The sequence below is a fragment of the Longimicrobiales bacterium genome (genome assembly GCA_035764935.1).
Classification (GTDB): domain Bacteria; phylum Gemmatimonadota; class Gemmatimonadetes; order Longimicrobiales; family RSA9; genus DASTYK01.
On the sequence record DASTYK010000089.1, the window covers coordinates 19,682 to 40,309 of the forward strand.

Consider the following 20,628-nt stretch of genomic DNA (forward strand, 5'->3'; position numbering starts at 1 on the left):
ATGTCAATTTTCATCGACCAGAACACCAGGCTGCTGGTGCAGGGCATCACGGGCCGCGACGGCTCGTTCCACGCACGGCAGATGATGGAGTACGGCACGCAGGTCGTGGGCGGCGTGACGCCCGGCAAGGGCGGCCAGACATTCGAGGGACCGGCCGGCAGGTCCTGCCCGATCTTCGACACGATGGAGCAGGCGGTCGCCGAGACGGGCGCGAACGCCAGCGTGATCTACGTGCCGCCGGCGTTCGCCGCGGACGCGATCATGGAAGCCGCCGGCGCTGGCGTGCCGTTCGTCGTCGCGATCACCGAGGGCGTCCCGGTGCTCGACATGACGCGTGTCTACGCGTACGTGCAGGACGCGGGCGTGCGGCTGCTCGGACCGAACTGCCCCGGGCTGCTTTCGCCTGGCAAGTCCAAGGTCGGCATCCTGCCCGGCCAGATCGCTACACCCGGCCCGGTCGGCGTCGTGTCGCGCTCCGGCACGCTGACCTACGAGGTCGTCTACCAGCTCACCAACGCCGGCATCGGGCAGAGCACCTGCGTCGGCATCGGCGGCGACCCGATCAACGGCACCAACTTCATCGACTGCCTCGAGGCGTTCGAGAACGATCCGGAAACCAGGGCCGTCGTCATGATCGGCGAGATCGGCGGCACTGATGAGCAGCAGGCCGCGGAGTTCGTCAGCTCGAAGATGAGCAAGCCGGTCATCGGCTTCATCGCCGGGCAGACGGCGCCGCCCGGACGTCGCATGGGACACGCCGGCGCGATCATCAGCGGCAGCGAGGGAACGGCCGCGGAGAAGATCGAGACGTTCGAGCGCAACGGCATCGGCGTCGCGAAGAAGCCGAGCGACGTCGTCGGTCTCATCCAGGGCGTGCTCTGAGGCCCATGCCTGCCGGCACGCTGCTCACCGAGGTGCTCCCGCGCGAGCACATTGTCGTGCCGCTGCGCGCGACGACGCTGCGCGAGGCACTCGATCAGCTCGCAGCCCGGCTCGAGCAGACCGGCGCCGTGCGCGAACCCGCGGCACTGCGCCGTGCGATGGAGGCACACCGCGCGCGCGACATCGTGCAGATCGGGTCGCGCGCGCTGCTGCCGCACTACCGCACAGAGGCCGTGGACCGGCTTGCGGTCGCGTTCGGCGTGACCGAGCAGCCACTGGTCGTCGACGGGGGACCCACGCGGGGCGTGCGCATCGTCGTCCTGATCCTCGCACCCGCGACCGCGGCCACACTGTACCTGCAGACGATCGCCGCACTCGCCCGCCTCTTCCACGACGACGCGCTCACCGAGCGCATCGTGCACGCCACATCCGCCGACGAGGTTCTCGACCTCGCGGAGATCTCGTCCCTCCGCATCGAGCCGCGCCTGACCGTGCGTGACCTCATGATCCACAGCGCCGACCACGTCAGCGTCGACCAGTCGGTGCGCGAGGCCGTCGACGTCATGGTCCGCAAGCGCGTGCGCGCACTGCCCGTGGTCAACGAGCAGCGCGAGGTAGTTGGAATCGTCAGCGAATGGGACGTGATGCGCGCGCTGCTGCCGCAGATCCCGCGCGCCGGCGACGAGGAAGACGACGCCGCGCAGCCCCAGCAGCCGCTGCGCGTCCGCGACGTCATGACCCGCTCCGTCCTCTGCATCTCCGAGGACATGGGGCTCGTCGAAGCCGCCAATATGATGCTCAACAAGGACGTCGAGCAGTTTCCCGTGGTGAGCGAGGGCAAGTTCAGCGGCCTGCTCACCCGCAGTGACATCATCCGCAAACTCTTTGGACGATAGGATCCATGGCAGGCAACTACACGCTCACGATCATCAAGCCCGACGCCTTCGGCCGCAACCTCGCCGGCCGCATCCTCGCCCACCTCGAGGAGCAGGGCTTCCGCATCCGCGCCGCCCGCACCATGCGCATGACCGAGGCGCAGGCAAAGGCATTCTACGAGGTTCACAAGGAGCGCCCCTTCTACGGCTCCCTCGTCAGCTTCATGACCAGCGGCCCCTGCATGCCCGTCGTCCTCGAGAAGGACGACGCCGTCGCAGCGCTCCGCAAGGCCATCGGCGCGACCGACCCCGCCGAGGCCGACGACGGCACCGTCCGCAAGCTGTACGCGGAATCCAAGGAGCGGAACGCGATCCACGCCTCGGACTCCGATGAGAACGCTGCGCGCGAGGCCCGGTTCTTCTTTGCGGAGGCGGATGTGCTGGGGGCTTCCTAGAGTAGTGAAGCGGGCCCGGGCCTGGGCCTGGGCCCGGGGCCCGGTGGAACGGCGGGTGAGCGGCGCATGCTGCTCGCACTCGACACGGCGCCGTCGGTGCGGAGGCCGGACAGGGGGGCTGGACGTTCTGGGCCACCCCGGCCCCGGGCCCACGGCCCCGGGCCCCGGCCCGCCTCAGCACCGAGGGCATCAGACGCCCAGCCTTGCCCATACGTTTCCACCCGCCAACTCATTGACACTCCACGAGAAATCCAGCAAATTACACGACTATGCTGACAGTCGATCTGGGCCGGCTGCAGCGGTCGGTGAAGCTGGAGATCGAGGGGCAGCTGGACCCGGACGACCCCGCGCTCGCGGATCTGAATCTCCGGCTGGCGGAGCCGCTGCAGGTGAGGCTCGAGGCGCACCAGGCAGGGCCCGACGTGCTGGTCCGGGGGCGTATGCGGGGTGAGCTGGAGCTCGAGTGTGCGCGCTGCCTGAAGCCGGTACGCCACACGCTGGATGAAGAGGTCACCTTCCTCTACGTCGAGGGGGTCGACGAGACGGCCGCGGAGGACCAGGAAGTGTATCCGCTGCCGGAGACGGGCTGGACGCTGGATCTCGGACCGGCGCTGCGTGAGCACCTGGTGCTTGCGGCGCCGGCACATGTCTTGTGCCGCGAAGAGTGCAGAGGGCTCTGCCCGACGTGCGGCACGGATCGCAACGAGGCGCCGTGCGAATGCGAGGCGTCGGACGTGGACGATCGCTGGGCTGCGCTCCGGCGGCTCGGCTCCGAATAGACGGAGAGGACGAGGACGATGGCGGTACCGAAGAAGAAGGTCTCGAAGCAGCGGAGGCGGAAGCGTCGCGGCGCGATGAAGGCCGAGATGCCCTCCGTGCAGCGCTGCCCGAAGTGCGGTGATCCGAAGATGCCGCACCGGGTGTGCCCGACGTGCGGGACGTACAAGGGCGAGCAGGTCTTCGAGGTCGAAGAGATCTGAGGGAGGGCGCCTTGCGCATCGCGCTGGACGCGATGGGCACGGATCGCCACCCGGACATCGAGGTGGCGGGTGCCCTGCAGGCCCTGCGCGAGCTGCCGGCGGATTTCGAGCTGCTGCTGGTCGGCGACGAGCCGCGCATCGCCAGGTCGCTGGCGGAGCAGGAGCCGGCGCCGGCGGGCAGGCTGCACATCGTGCATGCCGAGGAGACGGTAGCTCCGGGGGAGCCGCCGGCTTCGGCCGTACGCCGTAAGCGGAAGAGCTCGATTGCGGTGGGGCTGGGGCTGCAGAAGGAGAACAGGGCGGACGCCTTCGTGAGTGCCGGGTCGACCGGCGCGGTCATGGCGGCGTCCCTTTTTCTTTTGGGCCCGGTGCCGGGTGTCGACCGGCCGGCGGTTGCGACACCGCTGCCGACGTCGGGGGAGCCGCTGCTGCTGATCGACGCGGGCGCAAACGTGGATACCAAGCCGCATCACCTGGCGCAGTTCGCGCACCTCGCGGCCATTTACGTCGAGGACGTGTGGCAGCGCCCGCGCCCGCGCGTCGGCCTGCTGAACATCGGCGAAGAGCCGGAGAAGGGCGACGAGCTGGCGGTCGAGACGTACAGCCTGCTCGAGAAGAGCGGCCTGAACTTCATCGGCAACGTCGAGGGACGCGACGTGATCCGCGGGGTCTGCGACGTGCTCGTCGCGGACGGGTTCGTGGGCAACGTGCTGCTGAAGTTCTACGAGTCGATCATGGTGTTCATGGCCGGGCTGCTGGAGCGGGAGTTCGCGGCGAACGGGGTCGCGATGGACGTGAGCCGGCTGCTGCGCGGTTTCGACTATACGGAGTACGGTGGTGCGCCGCTGCTGGGCGTGAACGGCGTTTCGATCATCTGTCATGGTGGCTCGCCGCCGCGTGCGATTGCCAATGCGATCCGGGTGGCCCGCCAGGCGGTGCATACGAAGATGGTGGGACACATTGCGCGGGAAGTGACTGCGCACGCTGGCGCTGCACATGAGTAAGCGTGCGGCGGGACTGAGAGGAAAGACCGGATGAAGTCACCCAAGCCCATCATCGAGGTCGTATCGACCGGCCGTTACCTGCCGGAGCGCGTTCTGACGAACGCGGACCTCGAGAAGATGGTGGAAACGACGGACGAGTGGATCCGCGAACGCACCGGCATCAGTGAGCGCCGGATCGCAGGCGACGACATGGGGGCCGCGGAGATGGGGGCCAATGCGTCGCGCATCGCGATGGAGCGCGCGGGCGTGCATCCGGGCGAGGTCGACCTGATCGTGCTCTCGACGGCGACGCCGGACCGGCTGCTTCCGTCCACCGCGTGCGACATGCAGGCGCTGCTCGGCGCGACCAATGCGGCCGCGTTCGACGTGAGCGCCGCGTGCTCCGGATTTCTCTACGCGCTTACCGTCGCAGAGGGCTACATCGCGGCCGGTCGTGGCGAGATCGCGCTCGTGGTGTCCACCGAGAAGATGAGCGGCATCGTCGACTGGGGCGACCGCTCGACGTGCGTGCTCTTCGGTGACGGCGCAGGTGCGGCCATCGTGCGCAGGGCGCAGAACGGCCGCGGCGTGCTTTCCAGCTTCATGCGCTCCGACGGCACGCTGGCCGAGCTGCTCTGGCGGCCCGCGGGCGGTGTGAAGGTGCCGATGGACATCGCGGTGCTGGACGAGAAGTCGCACCTGGTGAAGATGGCGGGGCGCGAAGTCTTCAAGGCCGCGGTCCGCTCCATGGCGGAGGCGGCGGACCAGGCGCTGCTGCGCGCAGGGCTGACCGGCGACGACATCGACCTGCTGATCCCGCACCAGGCGAACATCCGGATCATCGAGGCGACGGCGCGCTATGCGGACGTGCCGATGGAGAAGGTCTTCGTGAACGTGGACCGCTACGGCAACATGAGCTCCGCGACCGTGCCCGTCGCGCTGGACGAGGCCGTCGAGCAGGGGCGCATCAAGCCGGGCGACAACGTGCTGATGGTCGCGTTCGGCGCTGGCTTCACATGGGGTTCGGGGGTGATCCGGTGGTAGGGCTGCTGTTCCCGGGACAGGGCTCGCAGTTCGTCGGCATGGGCCGCGACCTGGCGGCGTCGAGCGACGCTGCACGCCGCACGTTCGAGGAAGCGGACGAGGTGCTCGGCTTCGCGCTTTCGCAGCTCTGCTGGGAGGGGCCGGAAGAGGAGCTGACGGCGACCAGCAATGCGCAGCCCGCGATCCTGGTGCACTCCGTTGCGGCATACCGTGCAGCGGTCGATTCGATCGGCGACGTAGCACTCGCTGCCGGCCACTCGCTGGGCGAGTTCAGCGCCTGGGTGACCGCGGGCGCGGTTTCCTTTGCGGACGGCGTTCGCACCGTGCGCCGGCGCGGCGAGCTCATGTACGAGGGCGGGCAGGCGCGGCCCGGGACGATGGCCGCGCTGCTGGGACTCGACGACGCCGAAGCAGAGCGCGTCTGCCGCGAGGCGAGCGGCGCGGACGGCGAGTGCGTACCGGCCAACTACAACTCGCCCGGCCAGATCGTGATCTCGGGTGACGTCGCGGCTGTCGAGCGCGCCATGGTCCTCGCGAAGGACGCGGGTGCAAAGCGCGCGCTCCGCCTGAACGTATCCGGCGCATTCCACTCGCCGCTGATGCGCGTCGCCGAGGACGGGCTGCGTGCGCAGCTCGACTCCGTCGAGATCGGCGCTCCGGCATTTCCGGTGGTATCCAACGTCACGGCGGAGCCGGTTACGAACGCTGCCGACGCACGCCGGTTGCTCGTCGAGCAGCTCACCTCGCCCGTGCGCTGGACGGAGAGCGTCCGCACCATGGTTGCCCAGGGGGTGACCAGCTTCGTGGAGGTCGGCCCGGGGTCGGTGCTCAGCGGGCTGGTCCGGCGCATCGAGAAGGGTGTGCCCACGCGGACGATCGGCACCGCAGCCGAGCTGGAGGCGCTGACATGAGCGCACGCGAGCTGGAGGGGAACGTCGCGCTCGTCACGGGCGCCACGCGCGGCATCGGCCGCACGATCGCCGAGCATCTGGCCAGGGCAGGCGCCCGCGTCGCGGTCGTCGGCCGCACGGCGGAGCGCGCGGAGGAGGCCGCGGACTCGCTTGCCGGCGTGGGCCATCGCGGTTATGCCTGCAACGTCGCTGATCCGGCGGCGGCGGCCGCACTCGTGAAGCAGGTCGAGGAGGACCTTGGCGGCCTCGACATCCTCGTGAACAATGCGGGCATCACGGAGGACAACCTGCTCATGCGCCTCAGCGACGAGGCCTGGGACCGTGTGCTCGAGACCAATCTGAAGGGCCCGTTCAATCTGATCCGCGCCGCCGCGCGCGGCATGATGCGCCGCAGGAGCGGGCGTATCATCAACATCACGAGCGTGGTCGGATTGATGGGCAATCCGGGGCAGGCCAACTATGCGGCCTCCAAGGCCGGCCTGATCGGGCTGACGAAGACGGTGGCGCGGGAGCTGGCCTCGCGGGGCATTCTGTGCAACGCGGTGGCGCCCGGATTCATCGAGTCGGACATGACGGCGGCGCTGCCCGAGGCGACGCGCGCGTCATTGCAGGAGCAGATTGCGCTCGGGCGCCTCGGCACCGGTGACGACGTGGCGAGCGTCGTGCGCTTTCTTGCCGGACCGGGGGCGGGCTACATTACCGGCCAGACCATCGTCGTCGATGGCGGCATGGTGATTTAACAACTCACAGCGAGGACATCATGGCGGATACCGAAGCGAAGGTGAAGGAGATCATCATCAACGAGCTGGGCGTGGAGCCGGAGAAGGTCACGCTCGATGCGTCGTTCGTAGAGGATCTCGGCGCCGACTCGCTGGATACCGTTGAGCTCGTGATGGCGTTCGAAGAGGAGTTCGGGATCGAGATTCCGGACGAGGACGCCGAAAAGCTGCAGAAGGTCGGCGACGCCGTGAAGTACCTGCAGGAGAAGGGCGTCGAGTAGCCCTGCTGCTCGAGACATCATGGCAGCGAATGGACGCCGCCGGGTGGTGGTGACGGGCATCGGCCTCGTCACCCCGCTCGGCAACGACGTCAGGACCACCTGGGACGCGCTCCTGGCCGGACGCAGCGGTGCCGGGCCCATCACGCATTTCGAGGCGACAGAGGATTACGACTGCCGCTTCGCGTGCGAGGTGAAGGGTTTCCAGCCGGACCAGTACATGGACCGGAAGGAGGCGCGGCGCACGGATCGTTTCACGCAGCTTGCGCTGGCCGCCGCACAGCAGGCAATGGAGCGGGCGGGCCTGGACGGCCCGGATGCGAACTTCGAACGGGACCGCACCGGTGTTCTGATCGGCAGCGGCATCGGCGGCATCGCCACGTTCGAGGACCAGGCACGTGTGATGGTGGAGAAGGGGCCGAAACGCATCAGCCCGTTCTTCATCCCCATGTTCATCCCCGACATCGCGGCGGGTCACGTATCGATGCGCTGGGGGCTGCGCGGGCCGAACTACTGCACCGTCAGCGCGTGCGCATCGAGTGCGCACGCCATCGGTGAGGCAGTGCGACTCCTGCAGAACGACGAGGCCGACATCATGGTGGCCGGCGGTACGGAAGCGACCGTCACCCCCATGACGATCGCCGGCTTCGGCAACATGAAGGCGCTCTCGACGCGCAACGAGTCTCCGGAAACCGCCAGCCGGCCGTTCGACGCGACGCGCGACGGGTTCGTGCTGGGCGAGGGCTCCGGTGTCCTGGTGCTGGAGACGCTGGAGCACGCGCAGCAACGGGGCGCGGAGATCCTCGGCGAGATCGTGGGCTACGGCCAGAGCGCGGACGCGTATCACCTGACGGCCCCCGCACCCGAAGGGGCGGGCGCCCAGATTGCGATCCGCAATGCGCTCCGCGACGCGGGACTGGGTACCAACGACGTCGACTACGTGAACGCACACGGCACGTCGACGCCCGCCAACGACATGAACGAGACGGCCGCCGTGAAGGCGGTGTTCGGCGAAGCCGCGTACCGGCTGGTCATGGGCTCGACCAAGTCGATGACCGGCCACCTGCTCGGTGCGGCAGGTGCAGTCGAGACGGTCATCTGCACACTGGTCTGCCGCGAGGACATCATCCCGCCGACCATCAACTTCTCGACGCCGGATCCGGCGTGCGACCTGAACTACGCGCACAACACGCGCGTGGAGCGCGAGGTCAACGTCGCGATCTCCAACTCGTTCGGCTTTGGCGGACACAACGTCTGCCTGGCGCTGCGCAAGTACCGGGAGGCGTAACCGACCCGCAGGGATGCCGACCCGGGGCACCCCGAGAGACCCCGCGCCATCGTCGTATGGCGCGGGGTTTTCGCTTGCAGCGGGTCATTCCCGCGCCTATTCTACCCGGTGGAGAACCTGTTCCCTGAGCCGGATTTGCTGATGACACCGGCACTCGCTGCCGAGCTGCACATAGCCCCGTCGGACCCGTCGCTGGCCCCGATCGCCGAAAAGGTGCTCGAGGGGGTGCGGCTGACCAGGGAAGACGGCGTGGCACTCTTCGAATCGCGCGACCTGCTCGCCATCGGCGCAATGGCGGACTGGGTGAACCGCCGCAAGAACGGCGATCGCGTCTTCCTGTGCGCGAACCAGCACCTGAATCCGACCAACGTCTGCATCCTGCGCGCGACGTGCACCTTCTGCTCCTTTGCGCGCCGCCCGAAGGAAGATGGCGCGTACACGATGGAGCTGGAGGAGGCCTTCCACGAGGCGTCGCTCGCGCGTGACACACCGGTGCGCGAGTTCCACATCGTCGGTGGGCTGCACCCGAAGCTGCGGGTCTCGTACTACGAGGAGCTGATTCGCGGGTTGAAGGAGCGTCATCCGGGTGTCGAGATCAAGGCGCTCACGGCTGTCGAGATCGCGCACCTCGCACGCATCGAGAAGACCACGGTCGAGGACGTGCTGCAGCGGCTGGTCGACGCCGGACTCGACACGCTGCCGGGCGGCGGTGCCGAAGTGTTCGCCAAGGGCGTGCGTGCGACGATCGCCGAGCGCAAGCTCGCGGCGGAGGAGTGGATCGACGTGCACCGTCGTGCGCATCGCATGGGCGTGCGCAGCAACGCGACCATGCTCTACGGTCACGTCGAGACGTACGAGGACCGTGTCGACCACCTGGCCATGCTGCGCGAGCTGCAGGACGAGACGGGCGGGTTCCTGGCGTACATCCCGCTGGCGTACCACCCGGACAACAATGAGCTGGGCGAGCAGCTCGGCCGCACCGGCACGGCGACGACCGGTTTCGACGACCTGAAGAACCTCGCAATCGGGCGGCTGTTCCTGGACAACTTCCGCCACATCAAGACGCACTGGATCATGAACACGGCGAAGGTCAGCCAGATCGCGCTGCACTTCGGGGTCGACGATCTCGAGGGCACGGTGCGGCGCGAGCGGATCTATCATGACGCCGGTGCACACACCCCTGAGGGCATGACGTTCGCCGAGATCGTGCGGCTGATCCGCGATGCGGGCAGGCGGCCGGTCGAGCGCAACGTGCAGTACGAGGAGGTGCGGGAATGGTGAGCCCGAACGGGTCGGGCGACGCCGAACAGCGGCGTCCGGGCATCCGCCTCGTCGACAGTGGCGGTGTCGTTGCGACCGGTGAGCGCGTGATTCCGGACGAGCAGCGGCGCCTCCCGATCCTGCAGACAGTATCGCCGCGCCGGCGCGAGCCGAGTGCGGCCGGCTCGCTGGGCTCGCAGCGGCAGGCACCGGCTCCGGACTACGTGCCGGCACCCGTGCACGCGCGGCCGCACGGCGCCGAGATCGCCGAGTGGCTCGAGGTGAAGCAGACGACGTCGCTGCTCGAGCTGGGCGCACGCGCCGATGCAGTCCGGCAGCAGAAGCACCCCGAAGGCGTCGTCAGCTACATCGTCGATCGCAACATCAACTACTCGAACGTGTGCGTGACCGACTGCCGGTTCTGCGCGTTCTACCGCCGCCCCAAGGACGACGAGGCGTACGTCCTCTCGTACGAGGAGATCGGCGCCAAGATCGACGAGACGAAGGCGCTCGGTGGTGTGCAGATCCTGATGCAGGGTGGTCACAACCCGTACCTGCCGCTCGACTGGTACACCGGGCTGCTGCGCTACATCAAGGAGCACCATCCGATCCACGTGCACGGCTTCAGTGCATCGGAGATCGAGATGATCTCCAAGGTGTCGAAGCTGCCCGTCGATGAAGTGCTGCTGCAGCTCAGGCAGGCCGGGCTCGACTCGATGCCGGGCGCGGGCGCGGAGATCCTGGTCGATGCGGTGCGCGATTTCATTGCGCCGAAGAAGATCGACTCGAGCCGGTGGATCGAGATCCACGAGGCGGCGCACGAGGTCGGACTGCTGACCACGGCCACGATGATGTACGGTGTCGGGGAAGCGTGGGAGGACAGGCTGGAGCACATGCTCAAGCTGCGGGCAGCGCAGGAGCGCAGCCTGAAGCGCGGCGCCGGTCGGTTCACCGCGTTCATCACGTGGTCGTTCCAGCCGTCACACACGGAGATGGAGAGCTGGGATCTCGAGCTCGGCACCGGGATGGACTACCTCGTAACGACCGCACTGGGCCGGCTCGTGCTGGACAACTTCGACAACGTGCAGGTCTCGTACGTGACGCAGGGGCCGAAGATGGCGCAGGTCGCGCTGCGCTTCGGCGCAAACGATTTCGGCTCACTCATGATCGAGGAGAACGTGGTGAGCGCGACCGGCATCGACTTCATCATGCCGGAAACGGAGATCGTGCGGCTGATCGAGGACGCGGGCTTCACGCCGCGTCGACGCTACCAGGATTACACACTCGCAAACCAGGGCGACACGGGGTGCCCGTGCTGCGCGCAGCGCGCGACCGTGGCGGTGGAGGGTTGATGGCAAAGGTTCTGATCATGATGGGCTCGCAGTCCGACCGCGAGCGGATGGACAAGGCGGTGCCGATCCTCGAGGAGGCCGGTGTCCAGACGGAGGTCGTCGTTTCCAGCGCGCATCGCGACCCGGAGCAGACGGCGGCGATCGCGAGCACCGCCCAGGACAAGGGCTTCAGCGTCGTCATCTGCGGGGCAGGGCTTTCGGCCGCGCTGCCGGGCGTGGTTGCCGCGCACACGAAGCTGCCGGTCATCGGGGTGCCGCTGAACGCCGCGCTGGGCGGGCTGGACGCGCTGCTGTCGGTTGCGCAGATGCCCCCCGGCGTGCCCGTCGCGTGCGTCGGTATCGACAACGCCAAGAATGCGGCCCACCTCGCGCTGCGCATTCTGAGACTCGCAGGGCAGCTCGACTGACGCCATGCGCGTCGGCATCGGCTACGATTCCCACCGCTACGCCGCCGGGCGCGCTCTCGTGCTCGGCGGTGTTCGCATCGAATGGGAACAGGGGCTGGACGGTCACTCGGACGCGGATGCGGTCGCGCACGCCGTGACCGACGCGCTGCTCGGTGCAGCGGCGCTGGGCGACATCGGCACCCACTTCCCGCCGAGCGACGAGCGCTGGAAGGATGCCGACTCCATCGGGCTGCTCGCCGCCGCACGCGATCTGCTCGAGGAAGTCAACTACCAGGTCGTCAACGTGGACGTCACCGTGATCTGCGACGGCCCGCGCATCGGTCCACATGCCATGGGGATGCGCGAGCGCCTCGCGGGTGCGCTCGGGATCTCGCCCGCTCACGTCTCGGTGAAGGGCAAGACGAACGAGGGCATGGGCTGGATCGGCCGCAACGAAGGCATCGCTGCCATGGCCGTTGCGCTGATCGACACGGTCCCCGAGATCCCGCCCTTCGCGGCCTGAGTCGACGCCCCCGGAGGGCCCCATCGAAGGCATCATCAACACGCTCGCCGGGCTGCCGCCCGTACTGCTCTACGTGGCGATCGGAGCGGGCGCGGCGATCGAGAACATCGTACCGCCGATCCCGGCCGACACGTTCGTCCTGCTGGGCGCCTTCCTGGCCGCCGCGGGGCATGCCGACCTGTGGCTGGTGTTCGCGTGCACGCTCGTCCCCAACGTCGCGTCGGCCACGTTCACCTACTGGCTGGCCCGCCGCCACGGCACGCGCTTTTTCGGCGGACGCGTCGGTCGCTGGCTGCTGAACGAGCGGCAGCTCGAGCACGTCGGGACGTTCTACCGGCGATGGGGCACCCCCGCGATCTTCGTCAGCAGGTTCCTGCCCGCGCTGCGGGCGGTCGTGCCGATCTTCGCGGGTGTGACCGACGTGTCCGCCCCGCGGCTGATCATCCCGCTGGTGCTGGCCTCCGCGCTCTGGTACGGTGCGCTCGTCTACATCGGTGGCGTGGTCGGCCGCAACTGGGAGCAGATCATGGCGATCATGGACCAGGCGAGTGGCTGGCTGCTGGCGGTCGCCCTCGTGTTCATGGCCGCGATCGCCTGGTGGTGGATCAGGACACGGCGCCACGAGCCGCGATGAAGGAGATCGACGCCTTTCTCGACCATCTCACGCTGGAGCGTGGGCTCTCACCGCGCACGATCGACGCGTACCGTCGCGATCTGAGCGGCTGCTTCGCGTGGCTCGCGGAGCGCGGCGTGCAACGGCCGGGCGACGTCGGCGCGACCGAGCTGCGCGAGTACGTCTACCACCTCAAGGATCGGGGCCTGCAACCGACGTCGATCCGCCGTGCGCTGTCCGCCCTGCGCACGTTCTACGGCTGGCTCGTGGGCGAAGGCCTCGCGCTCATGGATCCGACGGAGCGTGTCGAGCTGCCGCGTACGTGGCGGCGACTGCCCGGCGCGCTGGCCCGCGAGGAGGTCGAACGGCTGCTGGAATCGCCGGATCCGGCCGAGAAGCTGTACTGGCGTGACAAGGCGATGCTGGAGTTTGCGTACGCATCCGGTGTGCGCGTGGGGGAACTGACCACCATCAAGGTGCGCGACGTCCTGTTCGAGGACGGCCTGGCCGTCGTGTTCGGCAAGGGCTCGAAAGAGCGGCTCGTGCCGGTCGGCCGGGCCGCGCTGCGCGCACTGGACGTCTACCTGCGCGAGATCCGGCCGCGCCTCGCGCGCGGCGACACGCAGGGCGTAATCTTCCTCAATGCGCGCGGGCAGCCGCTTTCGCGCATGGGCGTATGGAAGATCCTGCGCAAGCACGTCAGGCGCGCCAACATCCGCAAGCGGGTCACACCGCACACGCTGCGGCACTCGTTCGCGACCCACCTGCTGGAGGGGGGCGCCGACCTTGCCGCCGTGCAGGAAATGCTCGGCCACGCCGACATCGCGACCACGCAGGTGTACACGCACGTCGAGAGGGAGTACCTGCGACAGGTTCACCGCGAATTTCACCCACGGGCCTGAGATGCTGCTGGTCATAGACAACTACGACTCCTTCACCTTCAACCTGGTCCAGTACCTGGGCGAGCTGGGGGTCGAGCCGGTGGTCCGGCGCAATGATGCGCTGAGCGTGGACGAGATCGAGGCACTCGCGCCGGAACGGATCGTGATCTCGCCCGGCCCCTGCACCCCGGCCGAGGCGGGCGTCAGCGTGGACGTGGTCCGGAGGCTCGGCAGCAGCACCCCGATCCTGGGGGTCTGCCTGGGGCACCAGGCGATCGGTGCCGCTTACGGTGCGGAAGTTGTAAGGAACCGTCGAACCATGCACGGAAAGGTGTCGGCAATCCGGCATTCCGGTACGGGCATCTTCGAGGGACTTCCGTCACCACTGCGGGTGACGCGCTACCATTCCCTGGGTATCGCGCCGCACACTGTGCCGGCGGACCTGGAGGTCATTGCGGTCACGGATGAGGATGGATGGGAAGACGAGATCCAGGCGGTGAGGCACCGCAGGCATCCGGTGTGGGGCGTGCAGTTCCACCCGGAATCGATCGCGAGCGAGTCGGGGCACGCGCTGCTGCGAAACTTTCTGACGCTTTCCTGACCCGCATGCGCGCCCGCGCCACCGCGGTCGTGCTGCTCGGCGTGCTCGCGACCGCGGCGTCGCAGGCGGCCGCGCAGCAGGTCGAGCGCACGGGCCGCGGGCTCCACGGCTACGATCAGCAGCTCGACAGCGTCCTGGCCGGGAGCTACACGCTGGTGTCCGCCAACCGCCTGATCGAGAACGGCGAGACCGTGCGCGGCACCGTGCTCGTTGCCGGTGCAACGCTGCGCGTCAACGGCACGATCGACGGCGACGTATGGATTGTTGACGGCAACGTCTTTCTGCGGCCGACCGCCGTCGTAACCGGCACCGTGTATAACCTGGGCGGCGGGTACTTCCCGAGCGAGCAGGCGCGCGTGGCGGGCGTGCAGGACGAGCCGTTCGCGCCCTACGAGGTCGAGCGCCGCGAAGACGGCTCGCTCCGCATCGTCGGCACGCGTCAGCGCTCCATGCTCGTGCTGGACGGGTTCCGCGGCGTGCGACTCCCCACGTACGATCGCGTCGATGGCCTCACGCTCGGCATGGGCGCCGGGTTCCTCACGCCGCCGATCGGCTCCATCGAACCGATGCTGCGCGGCCGGGTCGAGTACCGCTTCGAGCGAGGCGAGTTCACCGGTGGCGGCGAAGCGAGCGCGACCAGGGGGCGCACTACTCTCGCCGTCGGTGCGGAGCGCACCACCGCCACCGAGGACCGGTGGATCCGCGGTGACCTGACGAACAGCATTTCCGTGCTCTGGGACGGCGACGATCACCGCAACTACTACCAGAGCGATCGCGGCTGGGTCGAGCTCAGGCGCGTGCTCGAGGAGCGGCCGCACCGCGATACGGACGCGTTCGTCCGGCTCCAGGTCGAGGACGCAACCTCACTCGAGGCCGGTGACCCGTGGATGATCCGCGAGCCCGACTCGATCCGTCCGAATCCCGCGGTGCCGGAGATCCGGATCACCAGCATCGTCGCGGGCGGCCTCATGTCCTGGGAGCAGCCACGACTCGATGCAGAGCTCGAGGCGGAAGCAGAGTTCGCCATCGACGCGTTTGACGGCGAGCGCAGCTTCAACCGCTTCGTGATCAATGGCGCCGCAGCCGTGCCCGCACTGGCAGATCACACGATCTCGCTGCAGGTCCACTGGCGCGCTCCGCTTCCCGGCACCGACTCGCTGCCGCGGCAGCGCTGGAGCATGGTCGGCGGATCCGGAACGCTGCCCACGTTCGACATCGGCGAGTTCCAGGGCGACCGCGTCGTGTTTGCCGAGATCCGCTACATGATCCCGCTGCCCGAATACCTGCGCATCCCCTACGTGGGCGTTCCCAGCTTCAACCTGCTGCACGCGTCGGGCACTGCATGGACCTACGAGCAGTCGCGTGCCGTCCGACACAACTTCGGGGCCGAGCTCCGCTGGCCCTTCTTCTACGCCCGCGCCCTCTTCGACCCCGAGGAGATCGACGACCCCAAGCTGAACGTGGGCGTTTCCTTCCCGCGCCGGTCGCTGCCGTGGACCCGCTGAGCGGCACCGCCTGAGCGGACCGGCAGCGGGGCAGCGCCATCCTTTCGAGGGTGCGGGCTGCCCAGCCTGCCGGGATGATGCAGCGCCTTTTGACACCGTCCGCCCCGCCGGTTACATTCGGAGTTGGTCTGTACGGCGCGGATCTTGCGTACGCGCCGCCCCTTTTTTTGTGGACACCGGGAGGTCCGGAACGACGTGAGCGGAGGACGTGTGCTCGGCGTCATTCCGGCCAGGCTGGGCTCGGAGCGGCTGCCGCGAAAGCCGCTGCACCTGCTGGCCGGGCGCCCGCTGATCGAGTGGGTGTGGCGCCGTGTCTCCGCGATGGACGTGCTGGACGCCTGCGTGGTCGCGACGGACTCGGAGGAAGTGGCTGCGGCGTGTCGAACGGTGGGCGCGGACGTCGTCCTGACGGCGGCGTCGCATCCCTCCGGTACCGACCGTGTGGCCGAAGTTGCGGCGCGGCCCGAATACACGGATGTTCGCGTCGTCGTGAATGTGCAGGGGGACGAGCCGTTCGTGGCAGCGTCCCACGTGGCGGCTGCGGTCGCGCTGGTCGATGCGGGCTGGCCGGTGGGGACGGTCGCAGCACCGTTGCGCGAGACGCGCGCGTACAGGGACTCGGCAGTCGTGAAGGTCGTGCGGCGCCCGGACGGCGCCGCACTTTATTTTTCCAGGTCCGCGGTTCCGCATGTCCGAGGGCGCGAGCCGACCGACGACGAGCTTGCCTCGGCGCGCTTTCTTCGCCACATCGGGTTGTACGCATACTCGCCTGATGCACTGCGCCGCTGGGTCGACCTGGAGCCGAGTGGGCTGGAGGAGCTGGAGCGACTGGAGCAGCTTCGTCCGCTGGAAGCGGGCATTGCGATCGGAGTTGCCGTCGTCGATGGAGCGGAGGGCGGCGTGGACACGCCGGAAGACGCGCGGGTTGCTGAAGAGCGCCTGCTCAGGATGGAACCGGAAACACCAACCGTGCGCTGACTGATGAGCGACAAGAATCCTACGAAGTACATCTTCATCACGGGCGGGGTCGTTTCCTCGCTGGGCAAGGGCATCGCCGCGGCGTCGATCGGACGACTGCTGGTGGAGCGCGGGCTGCGCGTGACGATCCAGAAGTTCGACCCGTACATCAACGTCGATCCGGGCACGCTGTCGCCGTTCCAGCACGGTGAGGTGTTCGTGACGGACGATGGCGCGGAGACGGACCTGGACCTGGGCCACTACGAGAGGTTCATCGACACGTCTCTCACGCAGTCGAACAACATCACGACGGGGCGGATCTACCAGGACGTGATCACCAAGGAGCGGCGCGGCGAGTATCTCGGCGCGACGGTGCAGGTGATCCCGCACATCACGGACGAGATCAAGGCGGCGATCCGGCGGATGGGTCCGAACCACGACGTCGTGATCACGGAGATCGGCGGCACGGTCGGCGACATCGAGTCGCTGCCGTTCCTGGAGGCGATCCGCCAGTTCCGCCAGGACGTGGGTCGCGAGCACACGCTCTTCGTGCACCTGACTCTGATTCCGTTCATTGCCGCTGCGGGCGAGCTGAAGACGAAGCCGACGCAGCACTCCGTGCGGGAGCTGATGGAGATCGGAATCCAGCCGGACGTGCTGGTCTGCCGCACGGACCGCGAGCTGGGCGAGGATCTGAAGCGGAAGATCGCGCTGTTCACGAACGTGGACATCGACGGCGTGGTCGAGGCGTGCGATGCGGAAACCATCTACGAGGTGCCGCTGCACTACCGGAAGCAGAAGCTGGACGAGTACATCTGCCGCAAGCTGGGCCTGGAGACGGAGGATCCTGACCTGGAGGAGTGGAAGCAGATCGTCGAGCGCATCAAGCGGCCGGCGAACGGCGCGGTGCGCATCGCGGTGGTCGGCAAGTACACGCAGCTGGTCGATTCGTACAAGTCCGTGCAGGAGGCACTCGTCCACGGCGGCATCGCGAACGACGTCGAGGTCGACATCCACTGGCTCTCGAGCGAGGACTTCGAGAGGGACGCCGGCGCGCGTGCGGCCGAGATCCTGACGGCGTATCACGGACTGCTGATCCCGGGTGGCTTCGGGGTGCGCGGCGTGGAGGGCATGCTCGAGGCGGTCCGCTGGGCGCGCACCAACGGGCTCCCGTTCTTCGGCATCTGCCTCGGCCTGCAGTGCGCCGTGATCGAGTACGCGCGCAATGTTGCCGGCCTGGCGGAGTCGCACTCCAGCGAGTTCAGCAAGGACGCATCGCAGCTGGTGGTCTGCCTGATGGACAACCAGCGGCAGGTCACGGACATGGGCGGCACGATGCGACTGGGCGCGTACCCGGCGCGGCTGCGCGAAGGCTCGCGCGCGCACCAGGCGTACGGCGCACTCGAGATCAGTGAGCGGCACCGTCACCGGTACGAGGTCAACAACGCGTACCGCGACGTGCTTGCGGAGCACGGCATGCGCTTCAGCGGCCTTTCGCCGGACGGTCACCTGGTCGAGATCCTCGAGGTGCCGGAGCACCCGTGGTTCATCGGCGTTCAGTTCCACCCCGAGCTGAAGTCGCGGCCGATGCGCGCGCATCCGCTGTTCGCCTCGTTCATTCATGCGGCGATGCAGCGGCGCGGTGCGGCCAACGGCAAGGTCGAGCAGGCCGCCAAGCAGCCGGAGGTGGTGCGCGCATGAGCGCGGACGTCCGCACGCTGTTCACGCCGGGCGGCGGCTTCTTCCTGATCGCCGGCCCGTGTGTGCTGGAGGACGACACGCTCAACCTGCGCGTGGCGGAGGCGCTCGTGCGTACGGGCGAGTCGCTTGGCCTGCCGATCATCTTCAAGGCTTCGTTCGACAAGGCGAACCGCAGCAAGGCGGGCGCAGCCCGCGGCCCCGGTCTCGAGGAAGGACTGCGCCGGCTCGAGCGCGTGCGTGAGGCCACGGGCCTGCCGCTGCTCACCGACGTGCACGAAGCCACGCAGGCGTATGCAGCGGGCGACGTATGTGACGTGCTGCAGATCCCGGCGTTCCTCAGTCGGCAGACGGACCTGGTCGTCGCGGCTGCCGAGACCGGTCGCGCGGTGAACATCAAGAAGGGGCAGTGGATGGCGCCCGAGGAGATGGCCGGCGCCGTGTCCAAGGCGCGCGAGGCGGGTGCTGGCGCAATCGCCGTAACCGAGCGCGGCACCTTCTTCGGCTACGGCGATCTCACCGTGGACATGCGCAGCTTCGCACGCATGCGGGCGGCGACGGGCGTGCCGGCGATCTTCGACGGCACCCACTCCGTGCAGCGTCCCGGCCGCGCGGACGGCGCAAGCGGCGGCGACCGCGAGTTCATCCCGTCGCTCGTACGGGCCGCGGTGGCGGCCGGCTGCGATGCGCTGTTCCTGGAGACCCATCCGGAGCCCGCGAGCGCGCCCTCCGACGGCAGCAACATGCTGCCACTCGACCAGCTCGAGACGCTGCTGCGCCAGGTGCTCGCGGTCCGCGAGGCGCTGGCCGACACAGCAGCCGTGGGAGCCGTGCATGGCTGAGACGACGCACACGTCCGGCATGCCGCGTGACCTGGCAGCGCGCGTGCGCCTCGTCATCTTCGACGTCGACGGCGTGCTCACCGATGCGGGCGTCTACCTCGGACACACCGGGTCCGGCGAGCCGATCGAGCTGAAGCGCTTCGACATCGTGGACGGTCTCGGCCTGCACCTCCTGCTCTATGCGGGTCTGCGTGTCGGCATCGTGAGCGGTCGCGTCTCCTCGGCCAACCGCCTGCGCGCCGAGGAGCTCGGCCTGCCGTACCACGAGGGGCCGGGCGGCCACAAGCTGCAGGCGGCGGAGGCGCTGATCGCGCACGAGAACGTCGGCTGGGACGAGGTCGCCGTGCTCTGCGACGACCTGCCCGATCTGCCGCTGCTCAAGCGCGCCGTTCTCCCCGCGGCGGTGGCGAACGCCGTACCCGAGGTGCACGCGCTCGCACGCTGGCGCACGACCAGGCTCGGCGGACGGGGCGCTGCGCGCGAGTTCTGCGACGCACTCCTGCACGCGCGTGGCGACTACGAACGTGCGCTCGCGCGCTACACCAGCGAGCGCGACGCGGAGGCGGCGACGCGATGACTGCGCGCGACCCGCACCCGACCCACGCGGCCGCCGTTGCCGACGCACCGCCGTCCGGGCCCGAGCTGCTGGAGGCCGCACGGCGGGTGGTGCGGCAGGAGGCCGCAGCCGTCGGTGCCCTCGAAGCGCGCATCGATGGCGCGTTCCACGATGCCGTGGAGCGCATCGCCGCGGCGAAGGGACGTGTCGTGGTGAGCGGGATCGGCAAGAGCGGCATCATCGCGCGCAAGATCGCCGCGACCATGACGTCCACAGGGACGCCCGCGATCTTCCTTCACCCGGTCGAGGGGCTGCACGGCGACCTGGGCATCGTCGGCCGCGACGATGTCGCGATCCTGCTTTCCAAGAGCGGTGAATCCGGCGAGCTGAACGCCCTGATCGAGGTGTTCGAGCGGCTGGGAGTCACGACGATTGCCCTGACCGGACGGCTGGACTCGTCGCTCGCGCGCAGTGCGGACATCGTGCTCGACTGCTCGGTGAGCGAGGAGGCGTGCCCGCACGACCTGGCGCCCACGACGTCCACCACCGTCACCCTGGTGATGGGCGACGCACTCGCCGTGGCCCTGCTGCTCCGGCGCGGGTTCAGCCGCGAGGATTTCGCCCAGCTGCATCCGGGCGGGCTGCTCGGCCGCAAGCTCACGGTCCGGGTGCGTGACGTGATGCTCGACGATGAGCTGCCGCTGCTCTCGCCCGAAGCCAGCATGCGCACCTGCGTCGTCGCCCTCGCCGAGAAGCGTGGCACGGTGGCCGTCGTGGACGGCGCACGCCGCCTGGTCGGTGTCGTCACCGCCGGCGACCTGACCCGGCTCATGGAGCGTGAGCAGGACGTCTTCGGTATCCGGGTCGAGGAAGTGATGAACCGCTCACCCAAGACCACGGAGCCGGATGCGCTGGCTGCCTCCGCCGTGTACGTGATGGAGACACACGGCGTCATGGCGCTCCCCGTGATCGATGCGGAACGACGGGTCGTCGGAATCGTGCACCTGCACGACCTTCTCAGGGCCAGCGTGGTATAATG

General features: G+C 68.6%; 23 protein-coding genes and 1 pseudogene. All 24 read left to right on the plus strand.

Annotation, left to right across the window (positions count from 1 at the left end; translation table 11 throughout):
* Positions 1-882: a succinate--CoA ligase subunit alpha gene (gene sucD, locus VFU06_07005; GenBank protein HEU5209143.1), complete on the plus strand. Its 882-nt coding sequence runs from the start codon at positions 1-3 to the stop codon at positions 880-882.
* Between the two features lie 5 nt (positions 883-887).
* Positions 888-1,778, plus strand: coding sequence for a CBS domain-containing protein (locus tag VFU06_07010; GenBank protein ID HEU5209144.1), 891 nt, complete (start codon positions 888-890; stop codon positions 1,776-1,778).
* Positions 1,779-1,783: 5 nt separating this feature from the next.
* Complete coding sequence (gene ndk / locus VFU06_07015) at positions 1,784-2,212, plus strand: nucleoside-diphosphate kinase (protein ID HEU5209145.1); 429 nt, start codon at positions 1,784-1,786, stop codon at positions 2,210-2,212.
* A gap of 269 nt (positions 2,213-2,481) precedes the next feature.
* A complete protein-coding gene (locus VFU06_07020) occupies positions 2,482-2,991 on the plus strand; it encodes a DUF177 domain-containing protein (GenBank protein HEU5209146.1) in 510 nt (169 codons plus the stop codon).
* Positions 2,992-3,009: 18 nt separating this feature from the next.
* A complete protein-coding gene (gene rpmF / locus VFU06_07025; GenBank protein HEU5209147.1) occupies positions 3,010-3,192 on the plus strand; it encodes a 50S ribosomal protein L32 in 183 nt (60 codons plus the stop codon).
* 11 nt (positions 3,193-3,203) lie between these two features.
* On the plus strand, positions 3,204-4,196 hold the full coding sequence (gene plsX, locus VFU06_07030; GenBank protein HEU5209148.1) for a phosphate acyltransferase PlsX: 993 nt from the start codon (positions 3,204-3,206) through the stop codon (positions 4,194-4,196).
* A 30-nt stretch (positions 4,197-4,226) separates the two neighbouring features.
* Positions 4,227-5,219: a beta-ketoacyl-ACP synthase III gene (locus VFU06_07035; protein ID HEU5209149.1), complete on the plus strand. Its 993-nt coding sequence runs from the start codon at positions 4,227-4,229 to the stop codon at positions 5,217-5,219.
* Positions 5,213-6,130, plus strand: a complete 918-nt coding sequence (gene fabD, locus VFU06_07040; protein HEU5209150.1) for an ACP S-malonyltransferase — start codon at positions 5,213-5,215, stop codon at positions 6,128-6,130. The genes VFU06_07035 and fabD overlap by 7 nt, the downstream gene beginning before the upstream one ends.
* Complete coding sequence (gene fabG, locus VFU06_07045) at positions 6,127-6,870, plus strand: 3-oxoacyl-[acyl-carrier-protein] reductase (protein ID HEU5209151.1); 744 nt, start codon at positions 6,127-6,129, stop codon at positions 6,868-6,870. Before fabD ends, fabG begins: the two co-directional genes overlap by 4 nt.
* 20 nt (positions 6,871-6,890) lie before the next feature.
* A complete protein-coding gene (locus VFU06_07050) occupies positions 6,891-7,130 on the plus strand; it encodes an acyl carrier protein (protein ID HEU5209152.1) in 240 nt (79 codons plus the stop codon).
* Positions 7,131-7,149: 19 nt separating this feature from the next.
* Positions 7,150-8,415 (plus strand): beta-ketoacyl-ACP synthase II, encoded by a 1,266-nt coding sequence (fabF, locus tag VFU06_07055; protein ID HEU5209153.1) that lies wholly within the window; start codon positions 7,150-7,152, stop codon positions 8,413-8,415.
* A gap of 141 nt (positions 8,416-8,556) precedes the next feature.
* Positions 8,557-9,696, plus strand: coding sequence for an aminofutalosine synthase MqnE (gene mqnE / locus VFU06_07060; GenBank protein ID HEU5209154.1), 1,140 nt, complete (start codon positions 8,557-8,559; stop codon positions 9,694-9,696).
* On the plus strand, positions 9,690-11,027 hold the full coding sequence (mqnC, locus tag VFU06_07065; protein HEU5209155.1) for a cyclic dehypoxanthinyl futalosine synthase: 1,338 nt from the start codon (positions 9,690-9,692) through the stop codon (positions 11,025-11,027). The genes mqnE and mqnC overlap by 7 nt, the downstream gene beginning before the upstream one ends.
* Positions 11,027-11,434, plus strand: coding sequence for a 5-(carboxyamino)imidazole ribonucleotide mutase (gene purE / locus VFU06_07070; GenBank protein ID HEU5209156.1), 408 nt, complete (start codon positions 11,027-11,029; stop codon positions 11,432-11,434). Before mqnC ends, purE begins: the two co-directional genes overlap by 1 nt.
* A 4-nt stretch (positions 11,435-11,438) precedes the next feature.
* Positions 11,439-11,936 carry a 2-C-methyl-D-erythritol 2,4-cyclodiphosphate synthase gene (gene ispF / locus VFU06_07075; protein ID HEU5209157.1) on the plus strand — a complete coding sequence of 166 codons (498 nt, stop codon included), beginning with the start codon at positions 11,439-11,441 and terminating at the stop codon, positions 11,934-11,936.
* A gap of 73 nt (positions 11,937-12,009) precedes the next feature.
* Entirely contained in the window at positions 12,010-12,570 is a 561-nt protein-coding gene (locus VFU06_07080; GenBank protein ID HEU5209158.1) for a DedA family protein, read from the plus strand.
* 17 nt (positions 12,571-12,587) lie between these two features.
* Positions 12,588-13,451: pseudogene (gene xerD / locus VFU06_07085) on the plus strand (site-specific tyrosine recombinase XerD).
* A 1-nt stretch (position 13,452) separates the two neighbouring features.
* Positions 13,453-14,031 carry an aminodeoxychorismate/anthranilate synthase component II gene (locus VFU06_07090; GenBank protein ID HEU5209159.1) on the plus strand — a complete coding sequence of 193 codons (579 nt, stop codon included), beginning with the start codon at positions 13,453-13,455 and terminating at the stop codon, positions 14,029-14,031.
* 5 nt (positions 14,032-14,036) lie between these two features.
* On the plus strand, positions 14,037-15,536 hold the full coding sequence (locus tag VFU06_07095; GenBank protein ID HEU5209160.1) for a hypothetical protein: 1,500 nt from the start codon (positions 14,037-14,039) through the stop codon (positions 15,534-15,536).
* A gap of 195 nt (positions 15,537-15,731) precedes the next feature.
* On the plus strand, positions 15,732-16,514 hold the full coding sequence (gene kdsB, locus VFU06_07100) for a 3-deoxy-manno-octulosonate cytidylyltransferase (protein HEU5209161.1): 783 nt from the start codon (positions 15,732-15,734) through the stop codon (positions 16,512-16,514).
* A gap of 3 nt (positions 16,515-16,517) precedes the next feature.
* On the plus strand, positions 16,518-18,194 hold the full coding sequence (locus tag VFU06_07105) for a CTP synthase (GenBank protein ID HEU5209162.1): 1,677 nt from the start codon (positions 16,518-16,520) through the stop codon (positions 18,192-18,194).
* Positions 18,191-19,033, plus strand: a complete 843-nt coding sequence (kdsA, locus tag VFU06_07110) for a 3-deoxy-8-phosphooctulonate synthase (GenBank protein ID HEU5209163.1) — start codon at positions 18,191-18,193, stop codon at positions 19,031-19,033. The genes VFU06_07105 and kdsA overlap by 4 nt, the downstream gene beginning before the upstream one ends.
* Positions 19,026-19,610, plus strand: coding sequence for an HAD hydrolase family protein (locus tag VFU06_07115; protein HEU5209164.1), 585 nt, complete (start codon positions 19,026-19,028; stop codon positions 19,608-19,610). The genes kdsA and VFU06_07115 overlap by 8 nt, the downstream gene beginning before the upstream one ends.
* Entirely contained in the window at positions 19,607-20,626 is a 1,020-nt protein-coding gene (locus tag VFU06_07120; protein HEU5209165.1) for a KpsF/GutQ family sugar-phosphate isomerase, read from the plus strand. Before VFU06_07115 ends, VFU06_07120 begins: the two co-directional genes overlap by 4 nt.
* The last annotated feature ends 2 nt before the right edge of the window (positions 20,627-20,628 follow it).